Annotated in this window: 16 protein-coding genes; 6 read left to right on the top strand and 10 right to left on the bottom strand. The window is 72.8% G+C overall.

Going from position 1 to position 19,196, the window contains the following annotated elements:
* Positions 1-164 precede the first annotated feature (164 nt).
* The gene (locus tag E1211_RS14590; protein ID WP_132349315.1) at positions 165-1,391 is read right to left on the bottom strand and encodes a glycosyltransferase; all 1,227 of its coding nucleotides are present in this window, start codon (positions 1,389-1,391) and stop codon (positions 165-167) included.
* 650 nt (positions 1,392-2,041) lie between these two features.
* On the opposite strand from E1211_RS14590, the gene E1211_RS14580 reads away from it, so the two are divergent.
* The gene (locus tag E1211_RS14580; RefSeq protein WP_132349313.1) at positions 2,042-2,611 is read left to right on the top strand and encodes a hypothetical protein; all 570 of its coding nucleotides are present in this window, start codon (positions 2,042-2,044) and stop codon (positions 2,609-2,611) included.
* Here E1211_RS14580 and E1211_RS14575 read toward each other — a convergent pair.
* The 9 genes from E1211_RS14575 to E1211_RS14535 all read right to left on the bottom strand — a co-directional run bounded on the left by E1211_RS14575 (position 2,598) and on the right by E1211_RS14535 (position 12,117).
* Entirely contained in the window at positions 2,598-3,656 is a 1,059-nt protein-coding gene (locus E1211_RS14575; protein ID WP_132349338.1) for a glycosyltransferase family 4 protein, read from the bottom strand. The genes E1211_RS14580 and E1211_RS14575 overlap by 14 nt on opposite strands.
* 194 nt (positions 3,657-3,850) lie before the next feature.
* Complete coding sequence (locus E1211_RS14570) at positions 3,851-4,522, bottom strand: BON domain-containing protein (RefSeq protein ID WP_132349311.1); 672 nt, start codon at positions 4,520-4,522, stop codon at positions 3,851-3,853.
* A 170-nt stretch (positions 4,523-4,692) separates the two neighbouring features.
* Positions 4,693-6,408, bottom strand: a complete 1,716-nt coding sequence (locus tag E1211_RS14565) for a S1C family serine protease (RefSeq protein WP_132349309.1) — start codon at positions 6,406-6,408, stop codon at positions 4,693-4,695.
* A gap of 62 nt (positions 6,409-6,470) precedes the next feature.
* Positions 6,471-8,027 (bottom strand): cell wall metabolism sensor histidine kinase WalK, encoded by a 1,557-nt coding sequence (locus tag E1211_RS14560; protein ID WP_132349306.1) that lies wholly within the window; start codon positions 8,025-8,027, stop codon positions 6,471-6,473.
* Positions 8,024-8,725 carry a response regulator transcription factor gene (locus E1211_RS14555; RefSeq protein ID WP_132349304.1) on the bottom strand — a complete coding sequence of 234 codons (702 nt, stop codon included), beginning with the start codon at positions 8,723-8,725 and terminating at the stop codon, positions 8,024-8,026. Before E1211_RS14555 ends, E1211_RS14560 begins: the two co-directional genes overlap by 4 nt.
* Positions 8,726-8,819: 94 nt before the next feature.
* A complete protein-coding gene (locus tag E1211_RS14550; protein WP_132349302.1) occupies positions 8,820-9,452 on the bottom strand; it encodes a PadR family transcriptional regulator in 633 nt (210 codons plus the stop codon).
* On the bottom strand, positions 9,449-10,282 hold the full coding sequence (locus E1211_RS14545) for a DUF4097 family beta strand repeat-containing protein (protein WP_132349300.1): 834 nt from the start codon (positions 10,280-10,282) through the stop codon (positions 9,449-9,451). Before E1211_RS14545 ends, E1211_RS14550 begins: the two co-directional genes overlap by 4 nt.
* A 93-nt stretch (positions 10,283-10,375) precedes the next feature.
* The gene (locus E1211_RS14540; RefSeq protein WP_132349298.1) at positions 10,376-11,323 is read right to left on the bottom strand and encodes a 1-acyl-sn-glycerol-3-phosphate acyltransferase; all 948 of its coding nucleotides are present in this window, start codon (positions 11,321-11,323) and stop codon (positions 10,376-10,378) included.
* The gene (locus E1211_RS14535; protein ID WP_132349295.1) at positions 11,320-12,117 is read right to left on the bottom strand and encodes a GNAT family N-acetyltransferase; all 798 of its coding nucleotides are present in this window, start codon (positions 12,115-12,117) and stop codon (positions 11,320-11,322) included. The genes E1211_RS14540 and E1211_RS14535 overlap by 4 nt, the downstream gene beginning before the upstream one ends.
* 164 nt (positions 12,118-12,281) lie before the next feature.
* Between E1211_RS14535 and E1211_RS14530 the strand changes: the two genes are divergently transcribed.
* From E1211_RS14530 to E1211_RS14510, 5 genes are all read left to right on the top strand, one after another.
* Positions 12,282-12,947, top strand: a complete 666-nt coding sequence (locus E1211_RS14530; RefSeq protein ID WP_132349293.1) for a hypothetical protein — start codon at positions 12,282-12,284, stop codon at positions 12,945-12,947.
* Positions 12,948-13,106: 159 nt separating this feature from the next.
* Entirely contained in the window at positions 13,107-14,039 is a 933-nt protein-coding gene (locus E1211_RS14525) for an ABC transporter ATP-binding protein (protein ID WP_132349291.1), read from the top strand.
* Positions 14,036-14,848: an ABC transporter permease gene (locus tag E1211_RS14520; protein WP_132349289.1), complete on the top strand. Its 813-nt coding sequence runs from the start codon at positions 14,036-14,038 to the stop codon at positions 14,846-14,848. Before E1211_RS14525 ends, E1211_RS14520 begins: the two co-directional genes overlap by 4 nt.
* Before the next feature lie 304 nt (positions 14,849-15,152).
* The gene (locus E1211_RS14515) at positions 15,153-18,887 is read left to right on the top strand and encodes a multifunctional oxoglutarate decarboxylase/oxoglutarate dehydrogenase thiamine pyrophosphate-binding subunit/dihydrolipoyllysine-residue succinyltransferase subunit (RefSeq protein ID WP_132349287.1); all 3,735 of its coding nucleotides are present in this window, start codon (positions 15,153-15,155) and stop codon (positions 18,885-18,887) included.
* A 109-nt stretch (positions 18,888-18,996) separates the two neighbouring features.
* Positions 18,997-19,176, top strand: coding sequence for a DUF6104 family protein (locus E1211_RS14510; RefSeq protein ID WP_076472068.1), 180 nt, complete (start codon positions 18,997-18,999; stop codon positions 19,174-19,176).
* Positions 19,177-19,196: the final 20 nt, after the last annotated feature.

Raw genomic sequence — 19,196 nt, 5'->3', positions numbered from 1 at the left:
CCTGACACCGGCCTCTGACGGATCCCGTGACTCACGGTGCGGGGCGGGATCGCGCAACGTCGCCGAAGTAGTGGCCTCGACGGCCGCCGGCGACCACTACTTCCGGGATGTTGCGCGATCTTGACGTGTGTGGTGGGCCAGAGACCGCCTCACCGGCCCCGGCCTCACGTCCGAGGGTGAGCAGGCGCAACGTCGCGGATGACCGAGAGCACACCGGCGGGGCCGTCCTCGACGCGGATCCGGCGAGCCAGTTCGACGGCGCGGTCACGATAGGTCGGTCGGTCGAGGCAGTTCCGCAGCGCGCCGGCCAGGGCGTCGGCGGTCAGCTCGTGCAGTGGCAGCGGTTGCGGCGCCACGCCGAGGCGGTGCACCCGGTCCGCCCAGAAGGGCTGGTCGACCAGGACGGGCACCGGGACGACGGGTACGCCCGCGCGTAGGCCGGCCCCGGTGGTACCTGCGCCGGCGTGGTGGACCACGGCAGCCGTACGGGGAAACAGCCAGTCGTGCGGGACGTCACCGACAGTGAGAATGTCGTCACCGGCGGGACTGAGTTCCGCCCAGCCGGACTGGACGACGGCGCGCACGCCGGCGCGCTTGACGGCGGCCGCGACGACGTCGTGGAGCCGCTCGTGGGCCGGGGTCATGCTGCCGAAGCCGACGAACACCGGAGGCGGACCGCTCTCCAGGAAGTCGACCAGCTCGTCCGGCGGCTGCCAGTCCGGCGACCTGGCCGGCCACCAGTACCCGGTTACGTGCGCTGCCGCGGGCCAGTCCGCGGGTCGGGGCACGACCGCCGGGCTGAAGCCGTGGCAGATGGGCCAGTCGTCCGGCGGGCTCGCCTCCGTGGTGGCGGCGGGGAGACCGAGCCGGTCGCTCAGCCGTCGCAGCACGTCGGCGTAGAGGGAGCCGGTCCGGGCGAGCACCTCGCGGCCTGCGGCGATGTTGTCGGCGGGCGACAGGTCTCCGGTGGCCGGCCAGCCGGGTGGCGGGAACTCCCGAGTGGGGACCCCTGGCACGAGATAGACCCCGACACTCGGGATGCCGAGACCGTCGGCGACGAGCCGAGCCAGCGGGGCCGGGCCGAACGCCGTGAGCACGATGTCGGTGCCCGCGGTCGCGGCGGCGAGCACACCATCGCCCAGGTCGTCGAGGAACGCGGCGAAGACCGACTGCGCGGCCTCCGGCGAGGGCGCGGCGGTGCGGGCGCGCACGAGTTCGACCGGGTCTCCGGGGAGGGCCCGGTACTCCAGCCCGCACTCGCGTACGAGATCGGCGAACCGGGCGTGCGCGGCCAGCGCCACCTGGTGCCCTGCCTGCTGCAACCGCTGACCCAGGCCCGTGAACGGCGCCACATCTCCCCGCGAACCCGCTGTCACGATCAGAATCCGCATCCAGGCCCCGTCCGTAGCGCTGGTTCCTCAACCTACCCGTTCCAACGACCCCGCATCCGGTAGCGTCCACGGCCGCAGCTTCTCCGGTTGCGGACCCCACACACGGCTTACGCGGCAGGCATGGACCCGGCCCGCTCCGCGCGCAGCCCACGGGGGCTGTACGCCCGCCCTGGGCGGCCGCCGGTCGTGGCGCCTGACCTCAGCGACCTTCGCGGACCGACCAGCGGGACCGTCGAACTGCCCCACCGGCTGTTCTGGCAGCCTGACCGCCGCGTAGACCTCGACGTCCCAGCCTGCTCATTCGGATGTACGGACGGTCCTCGCAGAAGCCGTGAGGGCCGACGAGCTGCGCACCTGGGTACACGGTCCGACCCTTTCCCGGCTGTGGCCCCAGCTCTACCTACCCCGCGGCGTCCGGCACGCCTGGGAACAGCGCCACCCCGTGCTACGCGCCCGAGGTATCGCCCCCTGATGCCGCCGACGCCGGACCCGTTCCAGCACGACGTGGCGCGCATCGCGCTCACCGCGGCCAGCCGCCACGGCTTCGCCCTCGCCGGCGGCCAAGCCCGCATCGCCCACGGCATTGGAGCGCGACCCACCGAAGAGGTCGACCTGTTCACGAAGTCGACGACGGCGTCGCCGCCGCCGAGATGGTCCGCGCCGCCCTGCTCGACGCAGGCTTCCAGGTCGACACCATCGCCGACCCCAGCGAGCTGCACGAGGTCTTCTACGGCTTCGACCAGGACATGACCGAGTTCGAGGTCCACCGCGACGACCAAGCGGTGCGCTTACAGCTCGTACGCTTCGCCCGAACCAACAACCCCGTCGTGCTCGATATCGGGCCAGTGCGACACCTCGACGACGTCATCGGCACAAGGTCGCCGCCGATGATCACGCGCGCCCAACCCCGCGACTACATCGACGTTGCAGCAGCTCTCAACCGCTATACCCGGCACGGCCTGATCACTCTTGGACGCCGCGCCCACCCCGATCTCACCGACGACGAGATCCACAACGCGATCCGACGTCTCGATCGACTACCCGACACCGTCTTCGCGCTCTACCGCCTCAGCCCGACGCAGATTCAGACGTTGCGCGGCGTTCGCGGGCCGGGTTCGGTGAACCCTGCCGTCGGGGCCGGCCCAGGCGGCGAGCCGGGAACGGACCCCTGGAACGGTGCGCCGGGCAACGGCCGGGCGGGACGGGTCAACGGCCGCTGAGCCGGACCGGTTCCCGGGCCGGCCGCCAGGGGGCGGCCGCGACCTGCCGGTAGACCGCCTCGTAGCCCTGCGCCATCCGGCCGGTGGAGAAGTTCGCCGCCACGTGCCGCACGCAGTCGGCCGGATCGATCCACTCCACGGCGCGCAGGGCGGCCGGCAGTTCCTCCGGCCCCCCGCACACCATGCCGGTGACTCCGGTCGTGACCAGCTCCGGCACGGCCCCCCGGCCGAGCGCGACCACCGGCGTGCCGGTCGCCATCGCCTCCACCATCACCATGCCGAACGGCTCCTCCCACTGGATCGGCATGATCAGGCAGCGGGCGTCGAGCAGCATCCGCAGCGTCTCCGCCCGGTCGGCGTTGAGCACCACCTCGACGTCGTCGCCGAGCATCGGCGCGACCACCTCGTCGTAGTACCGGCGTTCGGCGGGCTCATTGCACTTCCCGGCCAGCAGCAGCGGCAGGCCGGCGGCGCGGCAGGCGCGGATCGCGATGTCCGGTCCCTTGTCCGGGCTGAACCGGGCCAGCCAGAGCACGGGGCCCGGCGCGGGCGCGGACTTGTGCGGGACGTCCCGCAGGTCCAGGCCGTTGTGCACGGTGCCGACCCAGGGCAGCCCGGCGTTCAGCCCACGCTGCGCGTGCGAGATGGCGACCAGCCGGACGCCGTGGTCAGTGTCGCTGAGCACACTGCCGTACTCGCCGACGGGGTTGCCGTGCACGGTCGCGACCGTCGGCACGCTGCGCCGGCCGGCCACCAGCGGGCCGATGGTGGTGTGGTCGTGGATGATGTCGAAGTCCGCGGGACCGATCAACTCTCGTACCCGGGCCAGGTGGGCCAACTCGGGCAGGGACTCGCCGAGCCGCGCGAACTGCAGCTGCGCCTCGGTGGAGACGAAGGACTGGGCGGCCGTGCCGTGCCACTCGCCGGCGCCGAAGAGCGTCACCGTGTGGCCCCGGCGCACGAGGGCGTCCACCAGGCCCGCGACGACCTGCTCCAGCCCGCCGTAGCCGGGTGGCGGCACGGAGAGCCACGGCGGCACCACCATCGCGATCCGCAGCGGCCGGGCGGCGTCCCGATCGCCCGTGAGATGGCTCCCGCCCACGCGTCCTCCCCGTCGCCTCCCGGTGCGCGGTGCCCGCGGTGCGCGCGGTACACCGGTTCACCGGCGGCCCGCTTTCCCGCGCACCCCGCGGATAAACCGGACAACCGGGACGCTCCATCCGCCCGTCCTCGGGCTTCTCACTCGCCGACGAGCAGTTGGCTCTCCACCTCCCGGACGCCCGGTGCCGACCAGGCCACCCGCTCGGCCTGGTCCCGTTCCCACCAGGACCGCACCACGCCGCTGATGACCAGGGTGTCCCCGTCCACCGCCACCGAGACCCGCTCACCGCCGAGAACACGCCCCAGGGCCCGCCGGACGTCGCGGAGCACCCGGTCGGTGTCCGTCGGCGCGGGCGGGCGCACCTCGACGAGGTTGGTGACGCCGCGTACGCCCCGCAGCCGGCGCAGCTCGCGCTCGGCGCTCCGGCGCTGCCAGCCGAACTCCACCTCGCCCCGGAGCATCACCCACCCGTTGGACACGGTCACATCCAGTCGTTCGGCCGGGACGAAGCTGTCCCACTCCAGCGCCCGGGCGACGGCGACGGCGATCTCCGGATCGGTGGCGCCGGGGCTGCCGGGAAGGCGTACCTCGATGTCGTCGGCGACCGCGCGCACCCCGCGTACGCGCTGCGCGCTGCGGGTGGCGGCCCACCGCCGGGCCGAGCTGTCGACCCAGCCCGTCAGGGTGACCACGGCCTGCTCGACGCTCACCCCGATCTCGTTCGATTGCACCTCAGCGGCCCAGGCCAGCTCGGCCAGGACGTCCTGCTGAATCCGCTGGTCCTCGCGGGCGACGGCTGCGCTGCTCATCGCGTCCCTCCCCTCGCCGGTGGTGCCGACACTGCCCCCGGTACGGGTGACGGCGGTTCACCCGGTGCGGGTGAACCGCCGTCGCCAGCGGAGGTGGCGGCGGGTGACGGAGCCAACCCCCTTGTCTCCGTCACCCGCCGCCTGGAGGAGGAGGCAGGTTCAGTGCCCGGTCAGGACGTCTCGGCGAGCGTCACGGTCGCCGTGGCCTCGGCGCCGTTGCGCTTGTACTGCACCTCGACCCGATCGCCCACCTTGCCGGCCTGGACGGCGCCGACGAGGTCGTCCGAGTCGTTGATCGGCTTGTCACCGAACCGGGTGATGACGTCGCCGCGCTGGAGGCCGGCCTTCTCGGCCGCGCTGCCCGGGGTGACGGCGGCGACCAGCGCGCCGCCGCCCTCGGCCATGTTCACGCTGACCCCGAGCGACGGGTGGCTCACCTTCTCGCGGCGCTGGAGCTTCCCGGCGACGTCCTTCGCCTTGTTGCTCGGGATGGCGAAGCCCACGCCGATGTTGCCGGTGCTCTGCCCGGAGGTGGCGATCGCGGTGTTGATGCCGATCACCTCACCGCGGGTGTTGACCAGCGCGCCGCCGGAGTTGCCGGGGTTGATCGGGGCGTCGGTCTGGAGCAGCCCGGAGATCGAGGAGGCGGTCTGGCGCGGGTCCTGCTGCTGGCCGTCGCCGGCCTGGATGGTGCGGTCGCGGGCGCTCAGGATGCCGGCGGTGACGGAGCCCTGCAGCCCCAGCGGGCTGCCCAGGGCGAGCACCTGGTCGCCGACCTGCATGCCGTCGCTGTCGCCGAACTTGGCCGCCTTCAGGTTGCTCACCCCGTTGGCCTTCACCACCGCGAGGTCGGTCTTCGGGTCGGTACCGATGATCTCGGCCTCGGCGTTGGTGCCGTCGGCGAAGATCACCCGTACGGTGTCGCCGCTGGCCGAGGCGACCACGTGGTTGTTGCTGAGCACGTAGCCGTCGGCGGTCAGGATCACGCCGGAGCCCTCGCCGTTCTCGGTGGCGATGGAGACCACGCTGTCCTGCACCGCGGCGGCGATCTTCGGCAGGTCCGCGCTGTTGATCACCGGCGCGGCGGAGTACGTACGGGTGACACCGCCACCGTCGCCGTCCAGGGCGAGCGCGAGCGCACCGCCGCCGACCCCGGAGCCGAGCATCAACGCGAGCACGAGCAGGCCGCCGCCGGCGAACTTGGCGATCCGGCCCATCCGCGGCCCGCTGGGCTGGGCGTCGGGTTGGGTGTTCACCGCCCACGGCGGCAGGGACTGGCCCGGCTGCTGCCCGTACGGCTGCGCCGCGGCGCCCGGCTGGCCCCCGCCCGTCCAGCCGGACTGCTGGCTCGGGTACCACTGACCGCCGGGGTAGCCGGCGTTCGGCTGCGCCGGGTACCCGTGCTGACCCGGGACGTGCTGACCCGGGACGTGCTGGCCCGGCTGCCCGGGAACGTGGTGGCCCGGCACCTGCTGGCCGGCGTAGGTCGGAACGCCGGCGTACGGCTGGTAGCCGGCCCCGGCGGGAGTCCCGGCCGGCGTCGCCACCGGCGCGGTCACCTCGGCGTCCCGGCCGGTGCCGGGCGTCACGGCCACCGGTGCGGTCACGTCGGCGTCCGGCGTCGCCACCGGCACGGTCGGGTCGGCGTCCGGGCCGGGGCCGGGCGTCGACGCCACCGGCGCGGTCACGTCGGCATCCCGGCCGGGGCCGGTTGCGGTGTCCTCGACGCCGGCGGGCCCCGCGGGGGCGGAGGCGGCCGGAGCCGCAGGCTGGTCGGTGGTCGGGGAGTCGGACTGCGCGCGCTCCACGCGCGGCAGCTCGGCGGTGGGTTGCGACGGCTCGGCGGCGGTCGGCCGGTGCTGCGGGTCGGACTCGTACTCGGTCATGACCTAACCTTCTCCCTCGGCTCTGCGATCAAGCTGGAATCGACCTGGAAGTTGCCTGAAAATCAGTCGCCGTCCCGGTCGGCCTCCGGCACCAGCGGCAGCCGGACCCGGAACGTGGCCCCACCCCCCGGGGTCTCAGCGACCTCCACGTTCCCCCGGTGGGCGCTGACCAGCGCCGCCACGATGGCCAGGCCGAGCCCGGTGCCGGTGTGGCCCCCGGCCCGGCGGGTGCGGGCCGCGTCCACCCGGTAGAACCGCTCGAAGACCCGCTCCGCCTGCTCCGGCGTCAACCCGGGGCCGGTGTCGGCCACCTCCACCACGGCCTGGTCCCCGCGCTCGGCACGCAGCCGCAGCGTCACGGAGGCGTCCGGCGGGGTGTGGCTCAGCGCGTTGGTCATCAGGTTGCCGATGATCTGCCGCAGCCGGGCGTCGTCGCCGAGCACCACCAGCGGGCCGGAGCCGGGCTCGATCTCCAGCTCGATGCGCCGGTCCGGGGCGACCGCCCGGGCGGCCTGGACCGCGTCACCGGCGAGCACCGGCAGCTCCACCGGCGCCAGGGAGATCGGCCGCTCCCGGTCCAGCCGGGCGAGCAGCAGCAGATCCTCCACGAGCAGACCCATCCGGGCCGCCTCGTCCTCGATCCGGCGCAGCAGCCCGGCCGTCTGCTCCGGGTCGCGGGCCGCTCCCTGCCGGTACAGCTCGGCGAAGCCGCGGATGGTGGTCAACGGCGTACGCAGCTCGTGCGAGGCGTCCGCGACGAACTGCCGCATCCGCTCCTCGGAGCGTCGCGCCCGCGACTCGGAGGCCTGCGCGGCGACCGCGGCGTCCCGGGCTGCCGCCTCGGCATAGCGGGCGGCGCTCTCCGAGGCGGCTCGGGCCGTGAAGGCGGCCTCGATCTGGCTCAGCATCGCGTTCAGCGCCCGGGAGAGCCGCCCCAGCTCCGAGGTGGGGTACTCCTGCCCCTGCTCCGGATCGGGCACCCGTTGGCTGAGATCACCCCCGGCGATGGCGGCCGCCGTCCGCTCGATCTCGACCAGCGGCTTGAGGCTGGTCCGGACGATCGCCGCCCCGACCGAGGCGAGCAGGATCAGCACCGATCCACCGACCAGCAGGTCGATCCAGACCAGCTGCTTGACCGCCCGGTCCACCTCGTCGAGCGGCTGCCCGACGGCCAGCACCTGGTTCCCGTCCTGCGCCGCGTAGTACACCCGCCACCGCATCCGGCCGTCGGCGGAGCGGACGGTGAAGGGCTCTCCCTCGAGGGCGGCGAACCCCTCGACATCGGACGGGAACCGGGGCAGCTGCTGAGGGTCGAGCGAGATCTCGTCGTAACTGGGCCGGGTGACACCGCCGGGACCGGCCAGCACCACCACGTAGTCGCTGGGCAGCGTGGCGGTGACCTGTCGGGTCTTCAGATCCGGGATGAGCGCTCCGAGCGTCTGGCTCGCGCCACGCAGCTGCCCGTCGACCTGTCCCACCAGGTAGTTGCGCAGGAAGTAGGTGGTCAGCGAGCTGATCACGAGCAGGGCCAGCGCGACCAGCGTGAGGACCGCGGTGACCAGCTTCACCCGAAGCGGTACGCTGCGCAGCCGTCCCTTCGCCTGATCGACCGCGTTCACGCCGCCGGCTTGCGCAGCACGTAGCCCACGCCGCGGAGCGTGTGGATCAGCCGGGGTTGGCTGGTGTCGACCTTGCGCCTCAGGTAGGAGATGTACGACTCGACGATGTTGTCGTCGCCGCGGAAGTCGTAGTTCCACACGTGGTCGAGGATCTGCGCCTTCGACAGCACGCGGTTGGCGTTCAACATCAGGTAGCGCAGCAGCTTGAACTCGGTCGGCGAGAGCTGCACCCGCTGGCCGGCCCGGTAGACCTCGTGGGTCTCCTCGTCGAGCTCCAGATCGGCGAAGGTGAGCCGGGAGGGCGGCTGCTCCCCGCTGGTCGTCCGGCGCAGGACCGCGCGGATCCGGGCGGTCAACTCCTCCAGGCTGAACGGCTTGGTGACGTAGTCGTCCCCGCCGAGGGTCAGCCCGCGGATCTTGTCGTCGGTCGCGTCCCGCGCGGTCAGGAAGACCACGGGCGTGCGCGTGCCGGACTCCCGGAGCATCCGGATGACCTCGAAGCCGTCCAGGTCGGGAAGCATCACGTCGAGCACGACCAGGTCGGGCCGGTGGTCCTTGGCGGCGGTCAGCGCCGTGCTGCCGCTGGTCGCGGTGGCCACGTCGAAGCCCGCGAAGCGCAGGCTCGCGGAGAGCAGTTCGAGGATGTTGGGGTCGTCCTCGACGACGAGCAGTCGCGCCTCGGTCTGGGTAGCGGGCATGTGCCCCATCATCCGCGAAGTGACTGCGCCCGCGCTGGACGGTTCCTGCAAAGAACCTGTGAGCCGGGCGGCGGACTGCCGGCGGGCCGGTGGGTCAGCGCAGCAGCCGGCGCAGCCCGTCCAGCGCGCCGTCGAGCAGCCGGATCGCGGTGCGCAGCTGGGAGTCGCTGAACCGGCGGACGCGGACCAGCCGCCCCACCTCGGCGGTGAACTCGGCCAGCCGCTGGTCGAACTCGGCCAGCACGGCGGGACCGGGCTCGCGGGGACCGGCGGCGGACGGTGGGGGGCCGGGCGTGAACGAGGGCGGCTCCCACCGGGCGCGCCGGCCCTGTCGCGTCTGCCGCGTCGCCTCGCGCAGCTCCCGCTTGAGGTCGCGGGCGGAGCCGCGTACCTCGTCGCGGATCTCACCGGCGAGCGCGGAGAGGTCCTCCACCGAGGCGGCGATGTCCGACTCCAGGGCGGCCAGCTCGTCGGCGCGCTGCCGCAGCTCGGCACGGCCGGTCTCGGTGATCTCGTACGTCTTCCGACCACCGGCGGCGGTGTGGGTGACCAGCCCCTCCGCCTCCAGCCGCTGGAGCCGGGGGTAGATGGTGCCGGCGCTGGGGGCGTAGAGGCCGAGGAAGCGGTCCTCGAGCAACCGGATCAGCTCGTAGCCGTGCTTCGGGCCACCGTCGAGGAGCCGGAGCAGGTAGAGCCGCAGCCGCCCGTGACTGAAGACGGCCGTCACGGCAGCTCATCCTCCTCGTCGTCGTCCACCGGGCGGGCGAGCAGCGCGATGCTGCCGGACGTGGCGGACGCCCAGAGCTTACCGTCGCCGGCGCCGAGCACTCCCTCGCTGTTGGCCACCGCGCCGACCGTCGACTCCCGCATCACCTGGGGGAAGCCGCAGGTGATCCGGCCGGACGTGGTGTGCAGGCGTACGGCGAGGTCGCTGTCCTCACGGACGCGGACGGTGATGCTGCCGGAGATGGTGTGCAGCCGGATCTCGCTGCTGCGGGGGTTGTCCAGGTCTGCGGTGATCGCCCCGGAGACCGTCTGCGCCCGGACCTGGGCGGCCGCGCTGTCGGCCAGGATGACCTCGCCGGAGACCGTCTCCAGGTGCAGGTCACCGCCGACGCCGAGCGCCTCGACCGGCCCGGAGACGATCTTCGCCACGGTGCTGCCGCGCAGTCCCATCAGGGTGATCTGGCCGGAGGTCACGTCGGCCCGGGTGTGCCGGCGCAGCCCGGAGGCGACCAGCGAGCCGTCCACCAGCCGCAGCTCGGCCCGGACGTCGGCGGGCACCGCGATCGAGACGTCCACCCGGGCCCGGTGGCCGAACGGCCCGATCCACCGGAGGACGTCCCGCCAGTGCCAGTGCCGCTCCTGCCGGACGGAGAGTCGCCCCTCGTGCTGCTCGACCAGGATCGGCCGGCGGCCCACCCGGGTGATGTCGACACGGGCCGGCCCGTCCGTGGCCACCACGTTGAGCCGGCCGCTGAACAGGCGTACGTCCAGCCGCTCGACCGGCCCGTCCAGGCTCAGCCGCTGCGGACTGTCGACCGTCCAACCGGCCATGGCGCCCTCCCCCTTCGAGGACGCGCCGACAGCGCGCCCGACGGGAGGAACCGTAACGCGATACATCGCGACAACACAAGTGTCGCGAGTCGCTCATGCCGCCAGGTCGAGCCCCCCGGCGGCGGGCCGGCTCGGGCGCACCGGCCGGCCGGTCGAGGGCAGCGCCACCGGGACCGGGGCGTCCGCCCGACGGGACCGCACGGCACCGACCGGCACCAGGTGCACGGCGGACTCCGCGGCCCGGGCGAGCACCCGGCGGTCCGCGTCCCGGCTCGGGTGCAGCGCGGCGGCGACCGTCACCGTGACCTCGATCCCTCGGCCCGCGATCACCCGCCGTACCGAGCGCAGCAGGGTCTCCTCGCCCAGGAAGGCGGCGGCCGTGGTGCTCTCCCCCGTCGCCGCGCAGCGGTAGGCGATCCGCAGCGGAACCACCGGGGCGCCGGCGTCGATCGCCGCCTGGAACATCGCCGGGCGGAAACCACCGCCGGGGCGGCAGTCGACCGCGCCCTCCCCCGCGCACCAGGTCGTGCCCTCCGGGAAGACCGCGACCGCACGACCGGCGCGCAGCGCGTCGGCGGCCCGGCGCACCGCCGCCGGGAGCGCGCGGGGCCGGGACCGGTCCACGAAGACGGTGCCCGCCGCGGCGGCCAGCAGGCCGATCAGCGGCCAGGAGCGGAGCTCACGCTTCGCCACCATCCGGGTCGGGGCGACGGCCAGCACGACCAGGATGTCCAGCCAGGACATGTGGTTCGCCGCCACCAGCGCCCGCCGCCGGGGCGGCCGGCCGCGCACCACCAGCCGCACCCCGAACGCTCGGGCCGTCCTCCGCGCCCAGGCACGCACCGCCGCCTGCCCGTCCCGGGCCGGGAGCACCGGCAGCACCACGGCCAGTCCGGTACCGAGCAGCAGCATCCCGACCCCGGCGAGCAGACGTGCCACCTGCCGGGGCACCGGCACGGCCGGGGTCTCCCCCGGAGCCGGCAGGCACTCGTCGTCGCAGCCGGACCTCGGGCGCCACAGGTCGAACGGCACGGCGGTCACTGCTCCACCCCGCCGAGGAAGTGCCGCAGGTAGCGCGGGTTCATCCGGTCCAGGGAGAGGAGCACGTAGAAGTCGGCGACGCCGAAGTCCGGGTCGTACGACGGCTCACCGCAGATCCACGCGCCGAGTCGCAGGTAACCGCGCAGCAGCGGCGGCACCAGGCTCGCGCCGTCCGACCCACCGGTCGCGGCGGCCGGCGCGGCCGGCGCCTCGGCGAACCACGGACGCCGTGGACGCACCCGCAGCGGCGGCGGCGCCAGGTGCCGGGCCTGCGCCCGCGCCCACACCTCCGCCACCGCCCGGCCGCCGTCGGCCACCGGCACCGAGGCGCAGCCACCCAGCCAGCGGGATCCGCGCAGGTGCAGGTAACGGGCGATGCCGGCCCACATCAGGTTGATCACGGCGCCGCCGCGGTGGTCCGGGTGCACACAGGAGCGCCCCGCCTCGACCAGCTCGTCCCGCAGCGGGGCGAGCGTGGTCACGTCGAACTCGTCCTCGGCGTACCGGCGGTCGGTCCGGCCCGGCGGCAGCAGCCGGTACGTGCCGACCACCGCCCCGGTGCTGTCCTGCCGCACGATCAGGTGGTCGCAGTACCTGTCGAACGGGTCCACGTCCAGCCCGGCGGCGCCCGGGCGCAGGGTGGCGCCGAGTTCGGTGGCGAACACCTCGTGACGCAGGCGTTGCGCGGCCGCGACCTGACTCGGGTCGTCGGCGATCAGCAGGGTGTAACCACTGGTCGTGAGGGGTGTCCCAGCGGTCGGCAGGGGGGTCCCCGCGGCGTGCAGAACGGCCATGGGATCTGTGTAGGTGTCCCGGGTTGCCACTCCGGGGGGCGAGGAGTGTCGATCCGGTGAACGACGGCCGGCCACCGGTGTGCGACCTGCGTACCGGGCGTGCGAGGCTGCCCGACGGGGTTCGGCGACGGCGCCGGACCACCCGCCCCCACGGAGGTCGGCCGATGCGCATCGAATCCCGCTACAACGGGCCGCCCGGCTCGGGCAACGGCGGCTGGAGCGCCGGAGTCTTCGCCGCCGAGGCGGGGCCGGGACCGGTCGAGGTGACCCTGCGCCGGCCGCCGCCACTGGAGACGACGCTGGCCCTCGTCGACGGCGAGGTCCGCGACCCGGCCGGACAGGTGGTCGCCGAGGTACGCCCCGGCGCGCCCGTCGACGCGGTGGTGCCGCCGGTGGACCGGGCCACCGCCGTCGACGCGGCCACCCGGTACCCGGGACTGGTGGAGCACCCCTTTCCCGGCTGCTACGTCTGCGGGCCGGAGCGGACGGACGGGCTGCGGATCTTCCCCGGCCGGCTGGCGGACGGCCGGACGGCGGCGCCGTTTCGCGCCCCGGAGCAGGTCACCGGCGCGACGGCCTGGGCGGCTCTGGACTGCCCCGGCGGCTGGTCGGTGATCGCCCCCGGCCGCCCGTACGTCCTGGGGCGGATGGCCGCCCGGGTGATCAGGCTGCCCGAGCCGGGCGACGAGTGCGTGGTGACCGGCGTGACCGTCGCGGTCGAGGGGCGCAAGGCACGGGTGCACACCAGCCTGTACGGGCCGGACGGCGCCCTGCTCGCCGCCGCCCGGGCCACCTGGATCGCCCTGCCGTCCGGCACGGGCGGAGCCTGATCGGGCCGGGGCCGGGGCCGGGCCGGTAGTCCTCGGGGATGACCGGACTCCTGCGTGAGGCGGAGGCGAGGGTACGGACCGCGCCTGATTGACCTTGTCGCATGCTCCGGTCACGCTGTGCAGCGGCGTACCTCGACGCCACCGCACGGGAGGAGAACGATGTCTGACGGGCAGCGAAGCCCCACCAGTGGTCAGATCGTGGTGTCCGGCCTGACGAAGCAGTACCGCAACGTCCGGGCGGTCAACAACCTGTCCTTCACGGTCGAGCCGGGTCGGGTGACCGGCTTCCTCGGCCCGAACGGCGCGGGTAAGACCACCACCCTGCGCATGCTGCTGAACCTGGTCACCCCGACCGGCGGCACGGCGACCATCGGCGGCCAGCGGTACGCCGACCTCACCGAGCCGCTGCGACACGTGGGCGCCGTGCTGGAGGCCTCGAGCGCGCACAAGGGCCGGACCGGGCTGAATCACCTGCGGGTGCTCTGCGCGGCGGCGGGGCTGCCGAGGCAGCGCGCCGACGAGGCGCTGGCCCTGGTCGGGCTGACCCCGGCCGCGAAGCGGAAGTTCAAGGGCTACTCGCTCGGCATGAAGCAGCGGCTGGGCATCGCCGCCGCGATGCTCGGCGACCCCCGGGTGCTGATCCTCGACGAGCCGGCCAACGGGTTGGACCCGGAGGGCATCCGGTGGATGCGTGGGTTCCTCAAGGGCCTGGCCCAGGAGGGGCGCACCATCCTGGTCTCCAGCCACCTGCTGTCGGAGATGCAGCTGCTCGCCGACGACGTGGTGATCATCGCGGCGGGGCAGCTGGTCCGCCAGGGCACCGTCGACCAGGTGATCGGGTCGATGACGCAGGGCGTGCGGGTGCGCGTGCGCACGCCGCAGGCCGAGGCGCTCGCCGCGGCGTTGAAGGACCAGAACGCCACTGTGGACGCCGACGGGCAGGGCACGCTGCTGGTCGCCGGGGTCGACGCGGCGACGGTCGGCCGGGCCGCCCTCACGGCCGGCGTCGAGCTGCACGAACTCACCACGGAACGGCCCGACCTCGAAGGGGTCTTCCTGGAGTTGACGGCCGGAAAGGCGGGCATCCGATGAACCTGGTCAGGGCCGAGCTCCTGAAGATCCGTACCACCAGCACGTGGTGGTGGCTGGCGATCGGCGCCTTCGTCTCGATCGTCCTGGCGTTCGCGTTCAACGCGTGGATCGCGAGCACGGTGCTCGGGGGCGACGCCGAGACCGTCGGGATGAGCGGGGAGCAGTCGACGCCGGCGGCACAGGCGGCGAACATCTACACCTCGGGCCAGTACCTCGGGCTGATGTTCGTGATGCTCATCGGCATCCTGATGGTCACCAACGAGTTCTTCCACCAGACCGCGACCACGACCTTCCTGGCGACTCCGCGGCGCACGTCGGTGATCGTCGGCAAGCTCGTCGCGGCCAGCCTGCTGGGCTTCGCCTTCTGGCTGGCGACCACGGTGATCGACCTGGTGGCCGGGGGGATCTTCCTGACCCTCGGCGACCACGGCACGCAGCTCGGCGAGTGGGCGGTCCAGCGGGCCCTGCTGTTCAACCTGCTCGCGTACGCGATCTGGACCATCCTCGGCGTGGGTATCGGCACGCTGATCACCAACCAGCTCGGCGCCGTGATCACCGCGGCGGTGCTCTACCTGGTCGGCACCCAGGTGGTCGGTCTGCTCTTCCTCCTGCTGTCGAACCTGCTCGACTCGCAGGCGGTGCTGAAGTGGCAGGTGATCTGGCCCGCCGTCGCGTCCCAGGTGATGATCACCGAGGGGCAGTCCGAGTTCGTCCCCGCCTGGTGGGTCGGTGCGCTGGTGCTGGTCGGCTACGCGCTCGCCAGCGGCGTCGCCGGCATCCTGATCACGCGGCGGCGCGACATCTCCTGATCCTGCGGGTGTCCGACCTTCCCGGGCGGTCCCGGATCCGGTGGCGAACGACCACCGGATCCGGGGTCCCCGGGCCCGGCGCGGTCCGCCGTCACCTGGGCGGATAGCCATAGCAGGAGTCAATGGGACACGCAGCGCTTCGTGAACTTCTGGCATCTTCTGTGAAACGGACCACGCGGCGGAGGCGGAAATGCCGCAGGGATCTGTACGGCGTAGCCTTTAGGGTCCCGGCAGCCCGTGGTACAGGGGGGCCACCGGGCGTCGCGTGACACACAAACCCGCGTGAAAGAGGCGATTACCGGCCGTGTCGACCCAGCAGACTTCGCAGGAGAACCCACTGGCGGGTTTCGGCCCGAACGAGTGGATCGTCGAAGAGATGTACCAGCGGTATCTCGCCGATCCCAAGAGTGTCGACTCGGCCTGGCACGACTTCTTCGCCGACTACCGCCCCGGCCCCGGCGCGGGCACCCCGCGCCCGGACGCCAAGCCGGCGCCCGCCGCCGCGCCCGAGCCCGCCGAGCAGCAGGAGCCGGTGGCCACGGTCGCCCAGCCCGCCAAGGCCGCGCCGAGCCCCGCCCCGGCCGCCGAGACCAAGCCGAGCCCGGCAGCGCCCGCCAAGGCCGCCCCGGCCAGGCCGGCCGAGAAGCCGGCGGCCAAGGCGGCCACGTCCGCCCCGACCGCGACCGGCCCGCAGACCACCCCGCTGCGCGGCGTCGCCGCGAAGATCGTCCAGAACATGGACGCCTCGCTCAGCGTGCCGACCGCGACCAGCGTGCGCGCCGTCCCGGCGAAGCTGCTGGTCGACAACCGCATCGTGATCAACAACCACCTCGCCCGTGGCCGCGGTGGCAAGGTCAGTTTCACCCACCTCATCGGGTACGCGCTGGTCCGCGCGATGGCCCAGCACCCGGAGATGAACAACTCCTACGCCGTGGTCGACGGCAAGCCGGCCCTGGTCCGTCCCGAGCACGTCAACCTCGGCATCGCCATCGACCTCACCCGGCCCGACGGCAGCCGCAACCTGGTGGTCCCCTCCATCAAGGGCTGCGAGCAGATGGACTTCCGGCAGTTCTGGCAGGCCTACGAGGACGTGGTCCGGCGGGCCCGCCGCAACGAGCTGACCATGGAGGACTACGGCGGCACCACGATCTCGCTGACCAACCCGGGCGGCATCGGCACCGTCCACTCGATGCCGCGGCTCATGCAGGGGCAGAGCGCGATCATCGGCGTCGGCGCGATGGAGTACCCGGCGCCCTACCAGGGCATGTCCGAGGCCACCCTCGCCGAGATGGCGGTCAGCAAGGTCATCACGCTGACCAGCACCTACGACCACCGGGTCATCCAGGGCGCGCAGTCCGGCGAGTTCCTCAAGGCCATGCACGAGCTGGTCCTCGGCGAGCACGGCTTCTACGACGAGATCTTCACCTCGCTGCGCATCCCGTACGAGCCGGTGCGCTGGGTGCGGGACGTCGCGGTGGACAGCGAGGGCCAGATCAACAAGACGGCCCGGGTGCACGAGCTGATCCACGCCTACCGGGTGCGCGGCCACCTGATGGCCGACACCGACCCGCTCGAGTTCAAGATGCGCAAGCACCCCGACCTGGACGTGCTCCAGCACGGGCTGACCCTGTGGGACCTGGACCGCACCTTCCCGGTCAACGGCTTCGCCGGCAAGCAGCGGATGAAGCTGCGCGAGATCCTCGGTGTGCTGCGCGACTCGTACTGCCGCCGGGTCGGCATCGAGTACATGCACATCCAGGACCCGGAGGAGCGGCGCTGGCTCCAGGAGCGGGTGGAGCGCAAGTACGAGAAGCCCGCCTCCGACGAGCAGAAGCACGTGCTGAACCGGCTCAACGCCGCCGAGGCGTTCGAGACGTTCCTGCAGACCAAGTACGTCGGCCAGAAGCGCTTCTCGCTGGAGGGCGGCGAGTCCCTGATCCCGCTGCTGGGCGAGGTGCTGGAGGCCTCCGCCGAGGGGGGCCTCGACGAGGTCGTCATCGGCATGGCGCACCGGGGCCGGCTCAACGTGCTGGCCAACATCGTCGGCAAGCCGTACGAGAAGATCTTCTCGGAGTTCGAGGGGCACCTCGACCCGCGTTCGACGCAGGGCTCCGGCGACGTGAAGTACCACCTCGGGCAGAACGGGAAGTTCACCACCCCGGACGGGGCGAGTTCGGTCAAGGTCTCGGTGGTGGCCAACCCGTCGCACCTGGAGGCCGTCGACCCGGTGCTGGAGGGCATCGTCCGGGCCAAGCAGGACCGGATCGACCTGAAGCTGGAGGGCTACACCGTGCTGCCGCTGGCGGTGCACGGTGACGCGGCGTTCGCCGGTCAGGGCGTGGTCGCCGAGACCCTGAACCTGTCCCAGCTGCGCGGGTACCGCACCGGCGGCACCGTGCACGTCGTGGTCAACAACCAGGTCGGCTTCACCACCGCGCCCGAGTACTCCCGGTCCAGCCTCTACAGCACCGACGTGGCTCGGATGATCCAGGCGCCGATCTTCCACGTCAGCGGCGACGACCCCGAGGCGGTGGTCCGGGTCGCCCGGCTCGCCTTCGAGTACCGGCAGGCGTTCAACAAGGACGTCGTGATCGACATGGTCTGCTACCGCCGGCGCGGCCACAACGAGGGCGACGACCCCTCGATGACCAACCCGCAGATGTACAAGATCATTGACTCGAAGCGCTCGGTCCGGAAGCTCTACACCGAGGAGCTGATCGGCCGCGGCGACATCACCGTGGAGGACGCGGAGGAGCTGCTCCGCGACTACCAGGCGCAGCTCGAGCGGGTCTTCAAGGCCACCCGGGACGCCGCCACCAAGCCGCGGCAGCTCAGCCGGCCCCGCCGCGAGGAGGAGCCGGAGCCGCAGGTGGACACCGCCATCGACGCCTCGCTCGTCCGGGCCGTCGGCGACGCGCACGTCAACCTGCCGGACGGCTTCACCCCGCACAAGCGGATCCAGCAGCTGCTCGACCGGCGGGCCAAGATGTCCGTCGAGGGCAACATCGACTGGGGCTTCGGCGAGATCATCGCGTTCGGCTCCCTGCTGCACGACGGGGTGACCGTGCGGCTGGCCGGGCAGGACTCCCGCCGCGGCACGTTCGTCCAGCGGCACGCCTCGATCGTGGACGCGCGCACCGGCGAGGACTACCTCCCCCTGAAGTCGCTGACCGGCGAGGGCGAGCGGTCCCGGTTCTTCGTGCACGACTCGCTGCTCAGCGAGTACGCGGCGATGGGCTTCGAGTACGGCTACTCGGTGGAGAACGTCAACGCGCTGGTCTGCTGGGAGGCCCAGTTCGGTGACTTCGTCAACGGTGCCCAGTCGGTCATCGACGAGTTCGTCTCGTCGGGTGAGGTCAAGTGGGGCCAGCGCTCCGCGCTGACCCTGCTGCTGCCGCACGGCCACGAGGGCCAGGGCCCCGACCACACCTCCGGCCGTCCCGAGCGCTTCCTGCAGCTCTGCGCCGAGGACAACATGCGCGTCGCCATCCCGACCACCCCGGCGAACTACTTCCACCTGCTGCGCCGCCAGGCGCTGTCGTCGAAGCGCAAGCCGCTGGTGGTGTTCACGCCGAAGTCGCTGCTGCGGCACAAGCTCTGCGTCTCCGGCGTCGAGGAGTTCACCACCGGCACCTTCCAGCCGGTGCTGGCCGACTCGGCCGCCCCCGCACCGGAGTCGGTGAAGCGGGTGCTGCTCTGCTCGGGCAAGGTCTACTACGACCTTTTCCAGGCCCGGCAGGAGCGCGGCGTCACCGACACCGCGATCATCCGGATCGAGCAGCTCTACCCGATGCCGGTGGAGGAGATCCGAGCCGCGCTCGCGCAGTACCCGAACGCCGAGGACTTCGCGTGGGTGCAGGAGGAGCCGGCCAACCAGGGCGCCTGGTCGTTCGTCGCGCTCAACCTGCTCGAGCACCTCGCGGACGTGCGGCTGCGCCGGATCTCCCGGCCCGCGGCCGCCGCTCCCTCGGTCGGCTCGGCGAAGATGCACGACGTCGAGCAGAACGCTCTGATCGAGGCGGCTCTCCCCCGCCCGTGACCTGATCGCACCGTCGCCAGCCGGGGCAGGACCGTCGTGGACGGCCCTGCCCCGGCTGCGTCGGTGGAACCCGCCCGGCACGCAGTCGGGCCAGAAGAAGGACGTAGGCATGTACTTCACCGACCGAGGCATCGAGGAGCTCGTCGAGCGCCGAGGCGACGAGCAGATCAGCGTCGAGTGGCTCGCCGAGCGGCTGCGCGACTTCGTCGATCTGAACCCGGAGTTCGAGACCCCCGTCGAACGTTTCGCCACCTGGTTGGCCCGCCTCGACGACGAGGACGAGGACTGACCCACCCCGTCGCCCCCCGA

Origin of the sequence: Micromonospora sp. 15K316 (assembly GCF_004348525.1) — a bacterium.
Lineage (GTDB): Bacteria > Actinomycetota > Actinomycetes > Mycobacteriales > Micromonosporaceae > Micromonospora.
The sequence above is the reverse complement of the archived record's forward strand: the minus strand, read 5'-3'. Positions and strand labels throughout refer to the sequence as shown.